A 14,121-nucleotide genomic window follows, 5' to 3' on the forward strand; every position below is an offset into this window, starting at 1 on the left:
CCGAAGCATTCAACAGGAGGAGAGATGCATTTATTAGCAGCCGCAGAACGTAGAACCGGGCGAGGACGAGGCGCCGGAGCCGCGCTGATCCTGGCGATGATCGCCGCCCTGGCCCTGCTCCTGGGGCAGGCCTCGCCGGCGACGGCGGCCGCCGCGCCGCCTCGCGACGACAGTGTCGACGAACCGGTCATCATGATCCATGGCTTTCACGAGCGCCCCTATCTGGGCAACCCGGTGCCCTGGGGATACGACTGCGCTGACTGGTGGAAGTCCGCTCGGGACGCGATGACCGCCCAGGGCTGGACCGGCGAACTGCGCACCTATGGCTATTACCAGAGTGACGAGAACTGCGACTGGTCTTACACCGACGACACTCCTGATGAGGAGAAGCAGACCAAGCTCGGGGACCGCAACACGCCCCTCACGGACATCGCCCGGGATCTGGCCTGGAAGATCTATCGCTCCTACTCGTCCAAGGGCAAGTCGGTGGACGTCATGGCGCACTCCATGGGCGGTCTGGTCATCCGGTCCGCACTCACCGAGGTCAGCAAGGCCAACCCCTGGTTCCCGCCGTACCTGTACGTCGAAGACGTCGTCACCTACGGCACCCCGCACGGCGGAACCACCGTCAGCGCCCTGTGCGGGAACCGCTTCAACCGCTTCAATCAGTGCGACGAGATGCAGATCAACTCGGCGTTCCTGCAGAACCAGATCGAGAACCCGCAAGGCGCACAGGGCACCGACTGGACGCTCTTCGGGTCCGACTTCGACTACATCGTGCCTGCCTGGAGCGCCACCGGCATGAAGGCAGACCACAAGGTGATCTACGACCGGAGCGCGCGGATCAACCATCAGCGCTTCCACGCGGTCACCGATGGCACCTACGGCATGAGGTACCAGAACGCCCCGAACACCGGCTGGACCCACGACGACAGCGGAGCCGCACCGGTGCGGGCCGGCACCAACTCGCTGTATTGGCAGCAGGCTTGGTAACGACCGTCGGCAGCCGTTCCACCATCGCCGACGAGGCCGGCAACCACCGCAGAACTCCCTGAGAGCATGGCCGCGGCAACCAGCCGCGGCCACCAAGGTGTACGGCGGAAGTTCCCTGGCCAGCCTGCCGCAGCCGTGATCAGCCACAAATCGCTGGCCAGGCCATGCTCCGGCAGGAAGACTCGGGGGTATGCCGCGCTTCTTGTGTGACCACTGCCGTCAGCCTCTCACCGGGCCAGTTTCCAAGATCAAGGTTCCACCTCTGGTCCCCATGTCAGACGTACCCGGCATCCGGACGCGGCCTGTACGCATGCCCCGCGGCACCTATGCTCCCAACTTCCGTCTGGAGGAATTCGCCGTCGACCTGCCTGGCTTCGTCGTCCATCCTGAAGACGTCATCGGGACCGATCAGCACCCTGACATCATGCGATGGATCGGTTGCTGCCAGGGGCCCGCGGGCGGTGATGGCCCGAACCTCGTCTGCTCAGGCTGCGGAGCCGAGGTCGCCACCCGACAGGCAGACTGCTCCACCCAGGACCAGGTAGTCATGGAACCTGCTGCGGTCTGCCTCTCCTTCGTCGACGGCTGAGCCCACGGCATCGCACGACACGCCCCGGGCCCGAAGCTCAGTTGGGTGCGGATCCTTTGAAGTGAAGCGCCGTCCCAGCTCGGTGATTCTCTTCAGCGGAGCCAGGAGCCGCACCCAATTGACATGATCGGCACGGTCAGGCCCGGTCCGTCAGCTCCTCTGCGAACACCTGCGCCAGAGGCTGCGGCCCTACATATTGCTGGCAATTGCACTGGTCAGCCTCGTACCGAAGCGGCTTCTTGTTCTCGTCCCAGGCAGTGGGCACTTCGACGTGTTCGTGGCAGCGGCCCTGCTTGTCGTGCTTGGCGAGATGATGCGTGCATCCGCACACCGGCTCCGGCGGCTTATGCGCTGCTTCGATGGCCAAACGATCCTGCTTCGCGGCCTCCATCCGCTCCATCTTGCGCTCATGCCGATTGCGGAGCGCGGTACGGACGTTGTCGGCCGCCCATGCGAAGCCGCCCGTCCAGAAGATGATGAGAACCCACCAGAACCAGTCCATCTGCCTCCCCTTCCCCCTGCACTGCTGCGGATCAGCATAGGCCCGGCTCATCATTCCCCGGCGGGCACCGGCATCTGAAGGGAAGCGTCGGGCTGGAAGGACGCTGATCGGGGTGTGCTCGACTCGGCCCGTTTCTACCGTGGCGGTGGAGGAGGCGCCTCTGATGGGCTCACTGTTCGAGGAGTTGGCGGACCGGGAGGAGGCTGCTGCCCGGGTGCGGGTGGAGGAACTCGAGGAGCAACTCGCTGAGGTGACCGGCTGGTTGGAAGAGGATCAGGGGAACCTGGAACGGTTGCGGATCGCCCGGGAAACGGTGTCCGAGGTGATGACCGAGATGTCGGCGGGTGCTTCTCCCGTGCCGAATGCGTCACTGGAGGGGTCGGCGGGAGCGGACGATGACCGGGAGTCGTCCGCGTTCGCAGGAGCCGAGCGGCGGGTGGTGGGGGTGCTCACCGTGCCCAACCGGCGGCCGGGGGTGGACACCAGTGCACTGCCGCGGATCTACCGGGGCGTTGTGGAGGTGGTCTGGGATGCGCCGGGGCCGGTGCGGGCGAAGCAGATCGTGCCGCGGATCGGGCTTCCCGCCGAGGTGGGGAAGATCGAGGGCACGCGGGGCAAGCTGAAGCGGCTGGTGGCCAGGGCTGACTGGAGGAAGGAGATCCGGGCTTGTTCACCCCGGCCCGCCATGAGGCGGAAACCGCGTCCGACTCCTCCTTGGGGCTGGGCTCTTCTCCCTAGAGTCGAAGGTGCCAACCGATTCGACGCTGCACGAGAAGAGCCCTGGGATGGAACTGTATGACACACGTGTGAGTGCTGACCTGTTTGTCTGCTCGGTCAGTGCCTTCGAGTCGCTATTACGCACCCTGCAAAGCGAGACGGCCCAGTTGTGGACCCACGCTGAGCTGGAGGAACACCTCGAGGAAGCCGGACGGCAACTGCTGCGGCAGCTGATGCAGGACCACCTGGACCTGCGGGCCCGCCGGGAGGAGGAGGCGGTGCGGTCGGGAGGTCACCGGCGGGTGGCTGGCCTGGACGGACGGCTGCGTCCGTGGCGCGAGACGGCACACGCACGCTGGCTGGCCTGCCTGTTCGGCCTGGTCAGGGTGGAGCGCATGGCACCCCGGGGCCCTTCGATGGCCAACGTTCACCCGGCTGACGCGGCTCTGTCGCTGCCCGCGGGCCGGCACTCGATGGGCCTGCGGCGGCTCGCGGTCACCGAAGCGGTGCGAGGCTGGTTCGACCAGGCCCAGACGGCGATCGAGCGACGCTGCGGCAGAGCGGCACCGCCGAGGCCGACGCCCGGGTCGCCCGCCATCTGACCACGATCCTCGGAGGCCAAGCCGACCGCGCCGCCGAGGAGATGACCACTCAAGCCCACCGGGACAGCCTCTCCGCCAACCGGCGAAAAGCCGTCGATGCCTGTCATCGCTATCTGACCGGCCACCTCGACCAACTCCGCTACGACATCGCCCTGGCAGCAGGCTGGCCGATCGCCACCGGTGCCACCGAGGGCGCATGCCGCCACCTGGTCGGCGACCGCCTGGACATCACCGGCGCCCGCTGGGGACTGCACGGCGCCGAAGCCGTCCTCAAAATCCGCGCGTTGATCGACAATGGAGATCTCGAATCCTGCTGGCGCCTCCATGCCGCCCGCGAGCACCAGCGTCTCTATCCAGCATCCGACCAGCAGGACTATGACCTCACCGCCTGATCACGACATTTCCTTGAGAGTAACTGCACCCAGCTCAGTTACCCGTCGGCGCGGAGGCCTTCGCCGGCCCGGCCAGGTGCTCGGGTTCGAGTACGAAGACGGGGATCACGCGGTCGGTCTTCGCCTGGTAGTCGGTGTACGGCGGATACGCGGCGACCGCGCGCTGCCACCACTGGGCCTTCTCGCCCCCGGTGATCTCACGGGCCACCATGCCCTGGCGTCCGGGGCAGTCTTGGAGATCCACCCGCGGGTCGGCCTTGAGATTGAAGTACCAGACAGGGTGGCGCGGGAAGCCGCCCTTCGAGGCCACTGCCGCGTACCGCCCCTCGTGCTCCACGCGCATCAGTGGAATCTTGCGGAGCCTGCCGGTCTTCGCACCGCGCATCGTGACAATGACGACCGGCAGGCCCGTGTCCCAGAGCGTCGCGCCCTGGGTGCCACCTGAACTCTCGTACAGGTCGACCTGTACGCGTATCCACTGCGCCGGACTCGGTTCGTACTCGCCCTCAAGAGGCATCGCATTCACCCCATTGTCGCGTACGGACCATGTCGGGACAGTTCAACACAAGCCTCACGAGAAGGGGAGAGTGTGGTTCCTGCTCTGCCGACGAGTTCAACCGAAACGGCAAGGTTCCGGTGTCGCACCCGGCTTCGTGTCTCCGCAGGGCATGACATCGCGAAACGACTTCCCTAGCATCGACGCACATGACACCAGAGTCACCGGCGCAGACCGTGCAACGCTTGTTCCCGCTGCTCGCCGAGGGGAAGACCGCGGAGGCGGCGGCCCTGTTCGCCGACGCGGTGTCCTTCTCGATTCCGCATCCACCAGGCATTCCGTGGGTGCCGGTGGTCGACTCGGCGGAGGGGATGCAGACGTTCTTCGAACTGCTGCGAACCCATGTCCAACCCAAGGAGTTCGACTTGCGGCACGTGATCTCCGAGGGCGAGGACGTGGTGTTGATCGGGCGCATGGTCTCCGAGGTCAAGAAGACGGGCAGGGACATCGACACAGCGTTCGCCCTGCACGCCACTGTCCGGGGCGGGCAGATCACTCGCTATCACCTCTACGAGGACACCTACGCCGTCGGCAAGGCCTACTTCGACGACTGACCGGCCGGCGGGTTCACTCACACGCCAGCCGCCGCCCGGTCGATCTCCTTCAAGTTGGCCGCGTAGACCTCCACTCCGGTGTGGTCCTGGTGTCGCCGGCACTCCTGCCAGGCCTTGCGCGTCCAGGCCCTGGCCTCGTCGTATTCGTCCGAACCGACCATGCCGACCGGCATGTTCATCGCGGCGTGAGCCACCCGGCGAGGGACGTGATGTCGACCGCGGAGGCCTCCGCGCCAGCCTGGACGCCGCCTCGCGCATCGGGGGCATGTTGGACGGCCCGTGTCGGAAACGCCGCGTGGACGCCGCGCTTGCGTGGGTGAGCGTCCCGGATGGTCACCCGGGACGACCGCCACCTCCCGCCTGCCGACTCACACGGAACTGCCTAGTCATGGAAGGCCGTGGTCAACTTGAGTGGAGCCCGCTCGGCCTTCACCCGATTGACCGCCGCCGTCTCGTCGGCGTACCCGAAGGAGATGGCGACGAGCAACTTCCCTCCGGTGAGGCCGAGTTCGGTGCGAACGGTGTCGGCGTAGAAGCTCAACAGTCCCTGCGGGCAACTGTCCACGCCGTACGCGGTCATTGCCAGGAGCAGCGTCTGCATGTAGGCGCCGACATCCGCGGCCAGCCGGGCCTCTCCGTCGCCGTGGACGAAGAGGAAGGCCGCGTGGGGCGCGCCGTAGAAGCGCAGGCTTTCCGAGTCGTAGGCCGCACGTGCCGTGTGATCGTCGGGGCCGATGCCCAGCGCCCCGTACAGTTCGGCGCCGAACGCCGCCCGACGGGTCTGGTGCACCTGCGCGTACATCCCCTCGGAATACGAGAAGTCCACCGAGGTGCGCCGTTCGGCGTGGGCCGTCTGCAGGGCACCGGCCAGGCGCTGACGTGCCGCGCCGCTCACCACCTCCACCTGCCACGGTTGTGTGTTGGAGTTGGACGGCGCGGTGCCGGCCAGCGAGAAGATCCTGCGCATCGTGTCCTGGGGAACGGGGTCCGAACGGAACGCGCGGGACGCGTGACGGCCGCGTATCAGCTTCTCCGCGCAACTGCTCAGCTCAGTGGGGAAGGACCTGCTCATGGGACTCCTTGATGACGAACGAGTTCATGTAAACGATTCCGTTTACATGTGGACGTCACCGTAACGTGGCATGGCAGCCGAAGTAAACGCATGCGTATACTTACTTCATGGACACGACCGTGAGTACGACGGCCACGGCATCCCGGGGGCGAGGGCGCGGCGGGCGGGAGCGCATTCTGGCTGCCGCCGCCCGACTGTTCGCGACCCAGGGCATCAGCACGACCGGCATGGAACAGGTCGCCGAGCAAGCGCCGGTGTCCAAGCGGACGCTCTACGCGCACTTTCGCACCAAGAACGATCTGGTCATCGCCCACTTGCAGGGCCTCGCACTGTCGGGGGCGACCCTGGAAAGCGTGCTGACCCGCGAGGACATCCCCCCGCGTGACCGGATCCGCAGGCTGTTCGACCAGCCGGTGGCGGACGCGGCTCCGGTGCGCGGGTGTCCGTTCATCGATGCCGCCGCGGAGTTCCCCGACCCGGAGAGCGCGGTGCACTCCTACGCCCGGGAGCAGAAGCTGCGCATGGTGCAACTTATCGTCGCGGTGGTGACGGAGCTGGGCTGCCGCGAACCCCTTCCGCTCGCCGAGCAACTGGCCACCCTCGCGGACGGGGCGGCCAGCCGTGCCATGGTGCTGGACGAAGCGGACTACGGCCGACACGCGCGGGCGGCGGCGGAAGTCCTCCTTGATCAGGCTTTGCGGGAGAAGACAGGAAAGGGCTGACGAGGAAGACGGCGGAAAGTGGTCTGAGAGCGCCGTTGTTACCTGAGCTGCCGAGGCCGCCGCGTGGCTGCTCAGCGGCCGTGCCGCGTGTGGCATCTCGTCATCAGGTGACCCATCGTTGGGCATGGTGGCGCTTCCGCGTATACACAACGGCGGTCGGGCGGTGGACACTTGGACGGTTGAGCCCTGGGTGTCACTGGGGCGGCGGTACCTGTGGGGTGGGTGGTGCACAGGGGTGACAGTGGGGGCGACTCCTTGCAGGTCTCGGCAGGTCTCGGCAGATCTCGGCAGATCTCGGCAGGTCTCGGCAGATCTCGGCGGGTCCCGGGGCGGTCCCGGCAGGTCTCGAACAGACAGCACCGGTTTTTCGTCAATCGAAATGTCCCCATGAACGCACCGGCGCGCCCCGCCGTATGGGCTCAGTGACAGGGCGGCCGCGGTTTGGTCGCCTTCGCTGCGCGGTCCTGGCTCATTGCCTCTGCTCACTGATCCTGCTCATTGGTCCTGGCTCATTGAATGAAGGGAATCCGAGGAACCATGCCTCCCGAGATTGTCAGTCATCAAGGCGCCCTGGCCGGCGAGCGGTTCGGCATCGGAGCGAAGCCCCTCACGTTCGGCCGCAAGCCGGCGAACGACGTCGTGATCCGCGACGCGAGCATCTCGCGCTTCCACGCCGAGGTACGCCGCGAGGGTCATGGCTTCATGCTGTACGACCTGGGAAGCAGCAACGGCACGTTCGTCAACGGGGAGCGAATGACCTCCCGGGTGCTCCAGCCCGGCGATCTGATCACGATCGGCGAGGAAACGTTCCGTTTCCAGGCGGCCGGCCCGATGGAAACCATCATGGACCTCTCCGTGCTCGAGGCGCTCACGCCGCCTCCCGTCGAGCAGCCGGTGCCGGTGCTCAAGGTCACGGTGTCGGGCGGCGGGCCCGTGGGGCTGGCCTTCGCCCTGCTGCTCGAGTCCTTTCTCGGCCCCCGGGTCGCCATCACGGTCTACGACGGCCGATGGACCCGGGACGGGGGCAAGGCCGTATGGAAGGACGAGAAGCAGGGCAACGTGCGGCGGCAGCAGGTCGTCACGGTCCAGAGCCGCCAGTACCTGGGCCTTCCCCAAGAGGTCCAGGACCGGCTCTTCAGGGACGGCACGTACAGCGAGATGTGGCCTGCGGGCCCGGACTCGATCAACGGTCACAACCCGCGGAACATCCGCATCGCCTACGTAGAGGACACGCTGCTCGAGCTGGCCAACGAGAAACCGGACCGCATCCGTCTGATTCCGGAGCGGTTCGACGCGGTCGAGCACCGCAAGACCGCGGCCGCGGACCATGTGCTCGCCATCTGCGAGGGAGGCCGCTCCCGGACGCGTGAGCACTTCGCCGAGAAGTTCGGCCAGGCCGACAAGTCCATCTACTCCCTGGAAGGCGCGCACCTCCAGGACGTGGTGCTCGGCCTCAAGGTGAAGTCCACGCTCCCGGATCCGATGTCCGTGCTGCTGACCGTGGCGCAGAACCGCTTCCTCCTCAACTCCCTGCGTGGCGAGGGCTTCCTCAACATGCGGCTCACCGACGAGGAGGCGAAGGAGGTCGTGGGGATCGATCCCGTACGGCAGGTGTTCGAGGAGTGCATCGCCTCCCGCCCGTGTGTGATGAACCGGAGCGAGGACGGCGACTTCTGCTGTGACACCCACAGCACCCTGTTCCTGCCCGCCCTGATCAAGGGGTCGGCGCTGTGGAAGCGGGTCAAGGAGGGCCTGGCGCTGTTCGGCGTGCCCGAGTCCGATCTGACCGCCGTCACCGCGTTCCGCCTCGACATGGTGCAGCGGCCGCGGTTCACCGCGCGGCTGCACCCCCGGACGTCCACCGACCCCGGCACGTACGGGTTCCTGCTCGGGGACGCCGCCAACGCCATCCACTTCTGGCCGGGGCGTGGCCTCAACAGCGGCTGGGGATCGGTCATTTCGCTCGCACGGTCGCTCAGCGGCACCTGGCGGGGGCGACCGTTCCGCGACGCGGACTTCGTCCGCCACGAGGCGGCCATGTCGATGCTCCAGTACCGGCACAAGAGCCGCGCCTGGAACTCCATGATCACCACGGATGAGCACGGGGTGACCCGGGCCATCAAGGACAAGATCCAGCAGAGCATCTCGGAGTCCGCGGAGCGGGGCCCGGGCATAGAGGTGGACCGGGAGTCCGATCTCGAAGCACTCATGAGGCAGCTTCGCGCGATCCGCGACCGCCTGGCGCCGCGGCTCCCCGGGATGCCCGACGACGCGACGCTCCTGAAGCACCTGGACGCGTTGAACAGCCAGAGCCTGTACACCTTGGTCCGCAGCGGCGCGTGGGACACACAGATCGTCGGAGGCGAAGAGGTCGACATCGACATTTTCTATCCTGCGGAGCGGCTGGACTCGGTCCCGGTGGGGTGAATCGGCATCAGGCTCGCCCGGCAGTCGTCCACGGTCCTCGACCCCTGGATCCAGATGGTCGCCGGTCACGGTCACGATCTCGATGAAGGTGGGTCGGGGTCGGCATCGCGACGGCGGTCTCCTCGACGCGTCAAAATGCCGCCTCGGGGGACGCCGGCCGCGGCCTTGGGCGGGCCGCGGCCAGCGGGACGTCACCTTTCACCGCACCCGACTCGCCCTACTGGTGTCGGGCGAGTTCCCCGTCGATCGGGCGCTGTGGCCTGAATCGAGTGCTTGGTGGATCAGCTGGCTACCGCCATCGATGCGGGCGCCGCTCAGCGGACCGAGGCCGCCGATGCGTTGCGACCGAGGCCGCCGATGCGTTGCGGCTGATAGGGGCAGCCGCGTCGCCGGCTGCCGAGCCCGGCCGCGTAGTCGGGCGACGCAGTTCCCGGCGTCCGCCCCGGCCGTCACTCCTGTCCCGCGGAGGGGGTCGGGAGGCGGTGAAGTGCCCCCAGGGCGCGACCCAGTTGCTCCCCGTTCAGCGGACTGCCGGGCAGCGGCTCGCTGTCCGCGTTGCGTAGTCCGTCCAGGAGCAGCGCCAGCAGCCGACGCCAGGATCCGGGGGCGGCCGCCTCGGTCGCGGGCAGGGCGCAGCCCAGCGCCGCGAGGGCGAGGAGCAGGTCCTCCACGGTCACGTCGTCCCTGATGGTGCCGTCGGCGCGGCAGCGTTCCATCAGCAGGCGGTAGGTCTCGGCATTGTGGGCGTGCAGCGCTTCGAGGGTGGGGACGCCGGTGATCCGGGTCGTCATGAGCTCGACGGCACCACGATCGGCGGCCAGACCGGCGAAGACTCCAGCGGCGTACGAGGTGAGGCCCACCCACGCGTCGGTCGCCAGGCGCGCTTCCTCCCCGGCCCGCATCGCGGCCGTGAGGGCATCGTGAAAGACGGCTTCGACGAGCGCCGCGCGGTCGGGAAAGCGCCGGTAGAGCGTGGCGTTGCCGACGCCCGCACGCCGGGCGATGACGTCGAGAGGAGCCTCGACGCCCTGCTCGGCGTAGACCTCCCGGGCGGCGGCCAGCACGAGTTCACGATTCCTCAGCGCGTCTTGTCTCACCGGCCCACCGTAGCGCAACCGTGGAGGTGTCCCCACTTGCTGCTACGGTACGAACGACGGTAAGTGGGGAGAGCTCCCCAGTTAGCCGTGAGTACCCCTTTGCCGCTCGCCCCTGGAGGAAGTCATGTGCGCACAGAACTCGGATTCGCCCGCGTCCGGCGGTGAGGCTGCTCCCGGCGGTGAGCCCGCTCCCGTCGGTGCGGCCGCCACGGAGGAGCTGCTGCCGCCCCTCTTCCCGGATCAGGCGCAGTTCACCGCTGACCCCCACTTCCGGTACGCACAGTTGCGCGCAGCGCACCCCGTCCAACGGGTCATGCTGCCGCAGCGTGCTCCGGCATGGATCGTCACCGGCGGCAAGGAAGTCCGCTCGGCTCTCACTGATCCGCGGCTGTGCAACGACATCAAGCACTCCGGTACCTGGGAGGCCGATGGCGGCTTCGCCATCGGCCTCAACATGCTGCAGGTCGATCCGCCGGTCCACACTCGGCTCCGCCGCCTCGTCGCGGGTACGTTCACCCACCGCAGGGTCAAGGCGCTGGGGCCGAGGGTGGAGCAGATCGCCGAGGACCTGCTCGACGCACTCGCTCCTTTGCGGGGTGCGGACCTGGTCGAGTCGTTCGCCTTCCCGCTGCCGGTGACCGTGATCTGCGAACTGCTGGGGGTGCCCGCGGCGGACCGGGCCGCCTTCCAAGCCTGGTCGGCTCTGATCGTCACGGCCACCGACCCGGAGGCGGCCGTGGTCGCCGGCCAGGAGATGACCAGCTATCTCACCGGTCTCATCAAGGACAAGATCGACGCGGCCACCAGTACGCCGAATTCCGACGACCCCGGCAAGGCGCAGGCGGCGGCGTCCTCATCCCTGTCCCCGTCCGCCACGCCGTCCGGCGAAGGCCACGACCTGCTCACCGCCCTCGCCCTGGCCGGAGACGGAGCCGATGCCGCGCTGACCCCGGAGGAACTCCTGGGCATGGCCTTCCTGTTGCTCGTGGCCGGACATGAGACGACCGCCAACCTCATCTCCAGCGCCGTATACCTCCTGTTGCGACACCCGGAGCAACTCGCGGCTCTGCGCGCGGACCCGTCACTGATCAGCGGGGCCATCGAGGAGACCCTGCGCTACGAACCCCCGGCCCTGGCCGTCGCCTACCGCTACGCGGCCGAGCCTCTGACCCTGGGCGGCGTCGACATCCCCAAGGGGGACGCACTCATCCTCTCGCTCGCCGCTGCCAACCGGGACCCGGCGTACTTCCCCGACCCCGACCGCTTCGACATCCACCGCGACCCCGCCACCACGGCTTCCCACCTGGCCTTCGGCCACGGCATCCACCACTGCCTGGGCGCACCGCTCGCCCGCATGGAAGGCGTGATCGCCCTACGCGCCTTGCTGCAACGCTGCCCGGACCTACGGCTCGAAGGCGAGAACGGCACTCCGACCTGGCGACCCAGCCTGCTGCGCGGACTCCAAGAGCTCCCTGTGCGTTGGTGAGCCGCGCGGAGAGCGTTACCCGTTGCCGTTGTGATCGCTGTCCGGGGCCTTCATCCGCGCAGTCCGGCCCCGCCGGCGGGGGAGAGGTCGATCCGCTCGGGTGGTCCCGCCAGGAGGGGGAGGGCTTGCCCGATCAGCTCCTTGGCTCCGGCCGCGGACAGCGAGGCGGTGTGGTCGGCCTCGCTACGCCAGATCTCGGTGACCCACACGACGTCTTCCTCGCCGGGTGTGGTGTTGACGACGTAGAGCTCGCACCCGGGGGTGTCCTCGGCGTGTTCCGCAGCCTGCAGGAGAACCTTGACCAGGGCATCGCGTTGTCCTGGCTGGGCGCGGAACTTGATGTACAGGCCGACCTTGCCCATGTCTGTCTCCCGTCGCGTTGCGTATGTGGATCAGGGGTGATGATGGCATGGGCGCGGAGGGGCGGGGGCGGCTCGGGTTCCTCGGTTCGCCTGAGTGGTCGTAGGTGGCCAGTGGGCCGGCCCCGGTGTTGTCGGTGATCCGTCGGTGATGTGTCGGTGGCCGTTGCGATCATGGTGCCGGGTTGCCCGACGGGCAGCCGTACCCGCCTTCCGTAGCAGGGGAGCCCCTCGCCATGTCGTCCACGCCCTCCACTCCGCCCTGGGATGTTCGACGGCTCCCGCGTGCCGACGGCAGCGTCGTTCTGGTCACCGGCGGCAACGCCGGCATCGGGTACTTCGTCGCGGAGCAGTTGTCAGCAACCGGGGCTTCCGTGGTCCTGGGCAGCCGGGACCCCTCGAAGGCCGAGGTTGCGATGGCGTCGATCCGTGCGCGTGTTCCCGATGCCCGAGTGCGGGCCGTGCGGCTGGACCTGGCCGACCTCTCCTCGCTCGAAACGACGGTGGAAGCACTGGACGTGGAACGCCTCGACGCCGTGGTCCACAACGCCGGTGTCGCACTCGACGACCCGCCACGAAAGGCGACTGCGGACGGTCACGAGCTCATGTTCGGCACGAACCACCTGGGGCACTTCGCGTTGACTCAGCGGCTCATGCCGCTGCTGACGGCAGCGCCGACGGCCCGCATCGTGACCATGGGCAGCTTCGCGGCCAAGACTGAGCGGCTGGATCTGGACGATCCGCAGTCCCAGAAGGACTACCGGCCCAAGCGCAGCTACGGACGCTCCAAGCTCGCGCAGATGTATTTCGGCGTCGAACTCGACCGTCGGCTGTGCGACACGGGCAGCACGGTGGCCAGCGTCGTGGTCCATCCGGGCGGTGCGCTGGACTCCCTCACCCCGTCGCGACCGCCGCTCCACGCCCGGACTCTCGGCGCACGGGTGAAGACGGCGCCCGCGGCCCTGCTGGTCCAGGGCAAGGACGCCGGCGCATGGCCCGCGGTACGAGCCGTGCTCGACCCGGCGGTGCGGGGAGGCGAGCTGTGGGGACCACGCGTGTTCGGCCTGCGAGGCGAGCCCCGACGCGAACCGATGTGGAACCACCTCGCCGACACCGCAGTCGCGGCGCGGTTGTGGGAGGCAAGCTGTGATCTGACCGGCCTCGACCTTGATGCCGTTACTGACTGGCGCAGGCCGCAGACGCGTTGACCCACCTTCGGCGCCAACATCATGGAGACCGGCACCGACGCCTACCGTCTGGGCCACAGCAAGGACCAGCAGGGCGGCGGCTGGCCTCGCGAACACGAACGCGAACGCGAACCCGGATTACCGGCCCGGGAGCACACCCACGCGGTCCAGCACGTTGTTGGCCAACTCCCGCGGGCCCAGCTCGCCGTCCAGGAATACGGTGTCACGGGGCAGGGTGTCCACTGCGGCCGTACACGTCTCGATCTTGGACTTGCACCACCCGCGCACCCGCTCGTCCTGCGCGGGATCGTCAGGCGTGAAGCTCCGCCCGTCGATCCGCTTCACCAGCGCATCCTCGGAGACCTTGAGGAAGAAGTGGTGAACAGGTATGCCCGTGTCCTTCAGCGCACCAAAGATCTCCGCGACATAACCGGGGTTGATCAGCGTCATGGGCACCAGAACGGGCCGCTGATACTCCTCGACGAGTCCCTTGGCCAGGTCCGCGACCTGTCGCCTCCACAGCCCCAGATCCTGAAAGTCGCCGGTCGGGACCTCCACGATCTCGCGCAGCACAAAACCGACCATCTCCGGGTCGAAGACCAGTGCCTCGGGCCAGCGCGGACGCAGTTCATCCACCAGTGTGCTCTTCCCGCTGCCGAACGCGCCGTTCACCCAGACGATCACAGACATCTCTCCCTCGATGGAAACGCCCACCGGCCACAACCGCCCCGGAGCCACACACTCTCACGCCAGGGTGGGGTCAAACACTGACTGATCATGCCTGAACGATCGTCAAGTGGGGCCGAAACCCACTGACAAGCGGGGCCGGCGCACGCTGTCGAAGCCAGGGCGGTGATGAGGGGCAG

Annotated in this window: 15 protein-coding genes and 1 pseudogene; 9 read left to right on the forward strand and 7 right to left on the reverse strand. The window is 67.8% G+C overall.

Annotation, left to right across the window (positions count from 1 at the left end):
• Positions 1 to 96 precede the first annotated feature (96 nt).
• Complete coding sequence (locus AB0E78_RS22405) at positions 97 to 993, forward strand: hypothetical protein (RefSeq protein WP_361835119.1); 897 nt, start codon at positions 97 to 99, stop codon at positions 991 to 993.
• Between the two features lie 310 nt (positions 994 to 1,303).
• A complete protein-coding gene (locus tag AB0E78_RS22410) occupies positions 1,304 to 1,582 on the forward strand; it encodes a hypothetical protein (RefSeq protein ID WP_361835122.1) in 279 nt (92 codons plus the stop codon).
• Between the two features lie 136 nt (positions 1,583 to 1,718).
• Here AB0E78_RS22410 and AB0E78_RS22415 read toward each other — a convergent pair whose 3' ends face one another.
• Entirely contained in the window at positions 1,719 to 2,084 is a 366-nt protein-coding gene (locus AB0E78_RS22415; protein ID WP_361835125.1) for a hypothetical protein, read from the reverse strand.
• Positions 2,085 to 2,247: 163 nt separating this feature from the next.
• Between AB0E78_RS22415 and AB0E78_RS22420 the strand changes: the two genes are divergently transcribed.
• Together AB0E78_RS22420 and AB0E78_RS22425 are read left to right on the forward strand one after the other, a co-directional pair.
• Positions 2,248 to 2,883, forward strand: a complete 636-nt coding sequence (locus AB0E78_RS22420; RefSeq protein WP_361835128.1) for a hypothetical protein — start codon at positions 2,248 to 2,250, stop codon at positions 2,881 to 2,883.
• A pseudogene (locus AB0E78_RS22425) lies at positions 2,870 to 3,795 on the forward strand (hypothetical protein). Before AB0E78_RS22420 ends, AB0E78_RS22425 begins: the two are co-directional and overlap by 14 nt.
• A 34-nt stretch (positions 3,796 to 3,829) precedes the next feature.
• On the opposite strand, the gene AB0E78_RS22430 reads toward AB0E78_RS22425, so the two are convergent.
• Positions 3,830 to 4,312, reverse strand: coding sequence for a nitroreductase family deazaflavin-dependent oxidoreductase (locus tag AB0E78_RS22430; protein WP_361835131.1), 483 nt, complete (start codon positions 4,310 to 4,312; stop codon positions 3,830 to 3,832).
• A gap of 188 nt (positions 4,313 to 4,500) precedes the next feature.
• Between AB0E78_RS22430 and AB0E78_RS22435 the strand changes: the two genes are divergently transcribed.
• Positions 4,501 to 4,905 carry a nuclear transport factor 2 family protein gene (locus tag AB0E78_RS22435; protein ID WP_361835134.1) on the forward strand — a complete coding sequence of 135 codons (405 nt, stop codon included), beginning with the start codon at positions 4,501 to 4,503 and terminating at the stop codon, positions 4,903 to 4,905.
• Positions 4,906 to 4,922: 17 nt separating this feature from the next.
• Here the strand turns inward: AB0E78_RS22435 and AB0E78_RS22440 are convergent, their stop codons facing one another.
• Positions 4,923 to 5,099, reverse strand: coding sequence for a hypothetical protein (locus AB0E78_RS22440; RefSeq protein WP_361835136.1), 177 nt, complete (start codon positions 5,097 to 5,099; stop codon positions 4,923 to 4,925).
• Between the two features lie 188 nt (positions 5,100 to 5,287).
• Entirely contained in the window at positions 5,288 to 5,977 is a 690-nt protein-coding gene (locus AB0E78_RS22445; protein WP_361835139.1) for a nitroreductase family protein, read from the reverse strand.
• Between the two features lie 107 nt (positions 5,978 to 6,084).
• Between AB0E78_RS22445 and AB0E78_RS22450 the strand changes: the two genes are divergently transcribed.
• Both AB0E78_RS22450 and AB0E78_RS22455 read left to right on the forward strand, forming a co-directional pair.
• The gene (locus AB0E78_RS22450) at positions 6,085 to 6,699 is read left to right on the forward strand and encodes a TetR family transcriptional regulator (protein WP_361835142.1); all 615 of its coding nucleotides are present in this window, start codon (positions 6,085 to 6,087) and stop codon (positions 6,697 to 6,699) included.
• 537 nt (positions 6,700 to 7,236) lie between these two features.
• On the forward strand, positions 7,237 to 9,126 hold the full coding sequence (locus AB0E78_RS22455; RefSeq protein ID WP_361835145.1) for an FHA domain-containing protein: 1,890 nt from the start codon (positions 7,237 to 7,239) through the stop codon (positions 9,124 to 9,126).
• A gap of 449 nt (positions 9,127 to 9,575) precedes the next feature.
• Here AB0E78_RS22455 and AB0E78_RS22460 read toward each other — a convergent pair whose 3' ends face one another.
• A complete protein-coding gene (locus AB0E78_RS22460; RefSeq protein WP_361835147.1) occupies positions 9,576 to 10,223 on the reverse strand; it encodes a helix-turn-helix domain-containing protein in 648 nt (215 codons plus the stop codon).
• A 124-nt stretch (positions 10,224 to 10,347) separates the two neighbouring features.
• Between AB0E78_RS22460 and AB0E78_RS22465 the strand changes: the two genes are divergently transcribed.
• Entirely contained in the window at positions 10,348 to 11,709 is a 1,362-nt protein-coding gene (locus tag AB0E78_RS22465) for a cytochrome P450 (protein WP_361835150.1), read from the forward strand.
• Between the two features lie 50 nt (positions 11,710 to 11,759).
• On the opposite strand, the gene AB0E78_RS22470 is transcribed toward AB0E78_RS22465, so the two are convergent.
• Positions 11,760 to 12,071 (reverse strand): putative quinol monooxygenase, encoded by a 312-nt coding sequence (locus tag AB0E78_RS22470; protein WP_361835152.1) that lies wholly within the window; start codon positions 12,069 to 12,071, stop codon positions 11,760 to 11,762.
• A 233-nt stretch (positions 12,072 to 12,304) separates the two neighbouring features.
• On the opposite strand from AB0E78_RS22470, the gene AB0E78_RS22475 reads away from it, so the two are divergent.
• Positions 12,305 to 13,276, forward strand: a complete 972-nt coding sequence (locus AB0E78_RS22475) for an SDR family NAD(P)-dependent oxidoreductase (protein ID WP_361835155.1) — start codon at positions 12,305 to 12,307, stop codon at positions 13,274 to 13,276.
• A gap of 117 nt (positions 13,277 to 13,393) precedes the next feature.
• Here the strand turns inward: AB0E78_RS22475 and AB0E78_RS22480 are convergent, their stop codons facing one another.
• Positions 13,394 to 13,939: an AAA family ATPase gene (locus tag AB0E78_RS22480; RefSeq protein ID WP_361835881.1), complete on the reverse strand. Its 546-nt coding sequence runs from the start codon at positions 13,937 to 13,939 to the stop codon at positions 13,394 to 13,396.
• Positions 13,940 to 14,121: the final 182 nt, after the last annotated feature.

Source organism: Streptomyces sp. NPDC032198, assembly GCF_040636975.1.
In the GTDB taxonomy this organism is placed as follows: Bacteria; Actinomycetota; Actinomycetes; order Streptomycetales; family Streptomycetaceae; genus Streptomyces.

What these genes read in the sequence shown, in the direction of transcription:
- AB0E78_RS22445 (WP_361835139.1), bottom strand. Translation starts at nt 5,977, where the DNA reads ATGAGCAGGTCCTTCCCCACTGAGCTGAGCAGTTGCGCGGAGAAGCTG.
- AB0E78_RS22405 (WP_361835119.1), top strand. Translation starts at nt 97, where the DNA reads ATGATCGCCGCCCTGGCCCTGCTCCTGGGGCAGGCCTCGCCGGCGACG.
- AB0E78_RS22430 (WP_361835131.1), bottom strand. Translation starts at nt 4,312, where the DNA reads ATGCCTCTTGAGGGCGAGTACGAACCGAGTCCGGCGCAGTGGATACGC.
- AB0E78_RS22450 (WP_361835142.1), top strand. Translation starts at nt 6,085, where the DNA reads ATGGACACGACCGTGAGTACGACGGCCACGGCATCCCGGGGGCGAGGG.
- AB0E78_RS22465 (WP_361835150.1), top strand. Translation starts at nt 10,348, where the DNA reads ATGTGCGCACAGAACTCGGATTCGCCCGCGTCCGGCGGTGAGGCTGCT.
- AB0E78_RS22455 (WP_361835145.1), top strand. Translation starts at nt 7,237, where the DNA reads ATGCCTCCCGAGATTGTCAGTCATCAAGGCGCCCTGGCCGGCGAGCGG.
- AB0E78_RS22415 (WP_361835125.1), bottom strand. Translation starts at nt 2,084, where the DNA reads ATGGACTGGTTCTGGTGGGTTCTCATCATCTTCTGGACGGGCGGCTTC.
- AB0E78_RS22470 (WP_361835152.1), bottom strand. Translation starts at nt 12,071, where the DNA reads ATGGGCAAGGTCGGCCTGTACATCAAGTTCCGCGCCCAGCCAGGACAA.
- AB0E78_RS22435 (WP_361835134.1), top strand. Translation starts at nt 4,501, where the DNA reads ATGACACCAGAGTCACCGGCGCAGACCGTGCAACGCTTGTTCCCGCTG.
- AB0E78_RS22420 (WP_361835128.1), top strand. Translation starts at nt 2,248, where the DNA reads ATGGGCTCACTGTTCGAGGAGTTGGCGGACCGGGAGGAGGCTGCTGCC.
- AB0E78_RS22410 (WP_361835122.1), top strand. Translation starts at nt 1,304, where the DNA reads ATGCCCCGCGGCACCTATGCTCCCAACTTCCGTCTGGAGGAATTCGCC.
- AB0E78_RS22475 (WP_361835155.1), top strand. Translation starts at nt 12,305, where the DNA reads ATGTCGTCCACGCCCTCCACTCCGCCCTGGGATGTTCGACGGCTCCCG.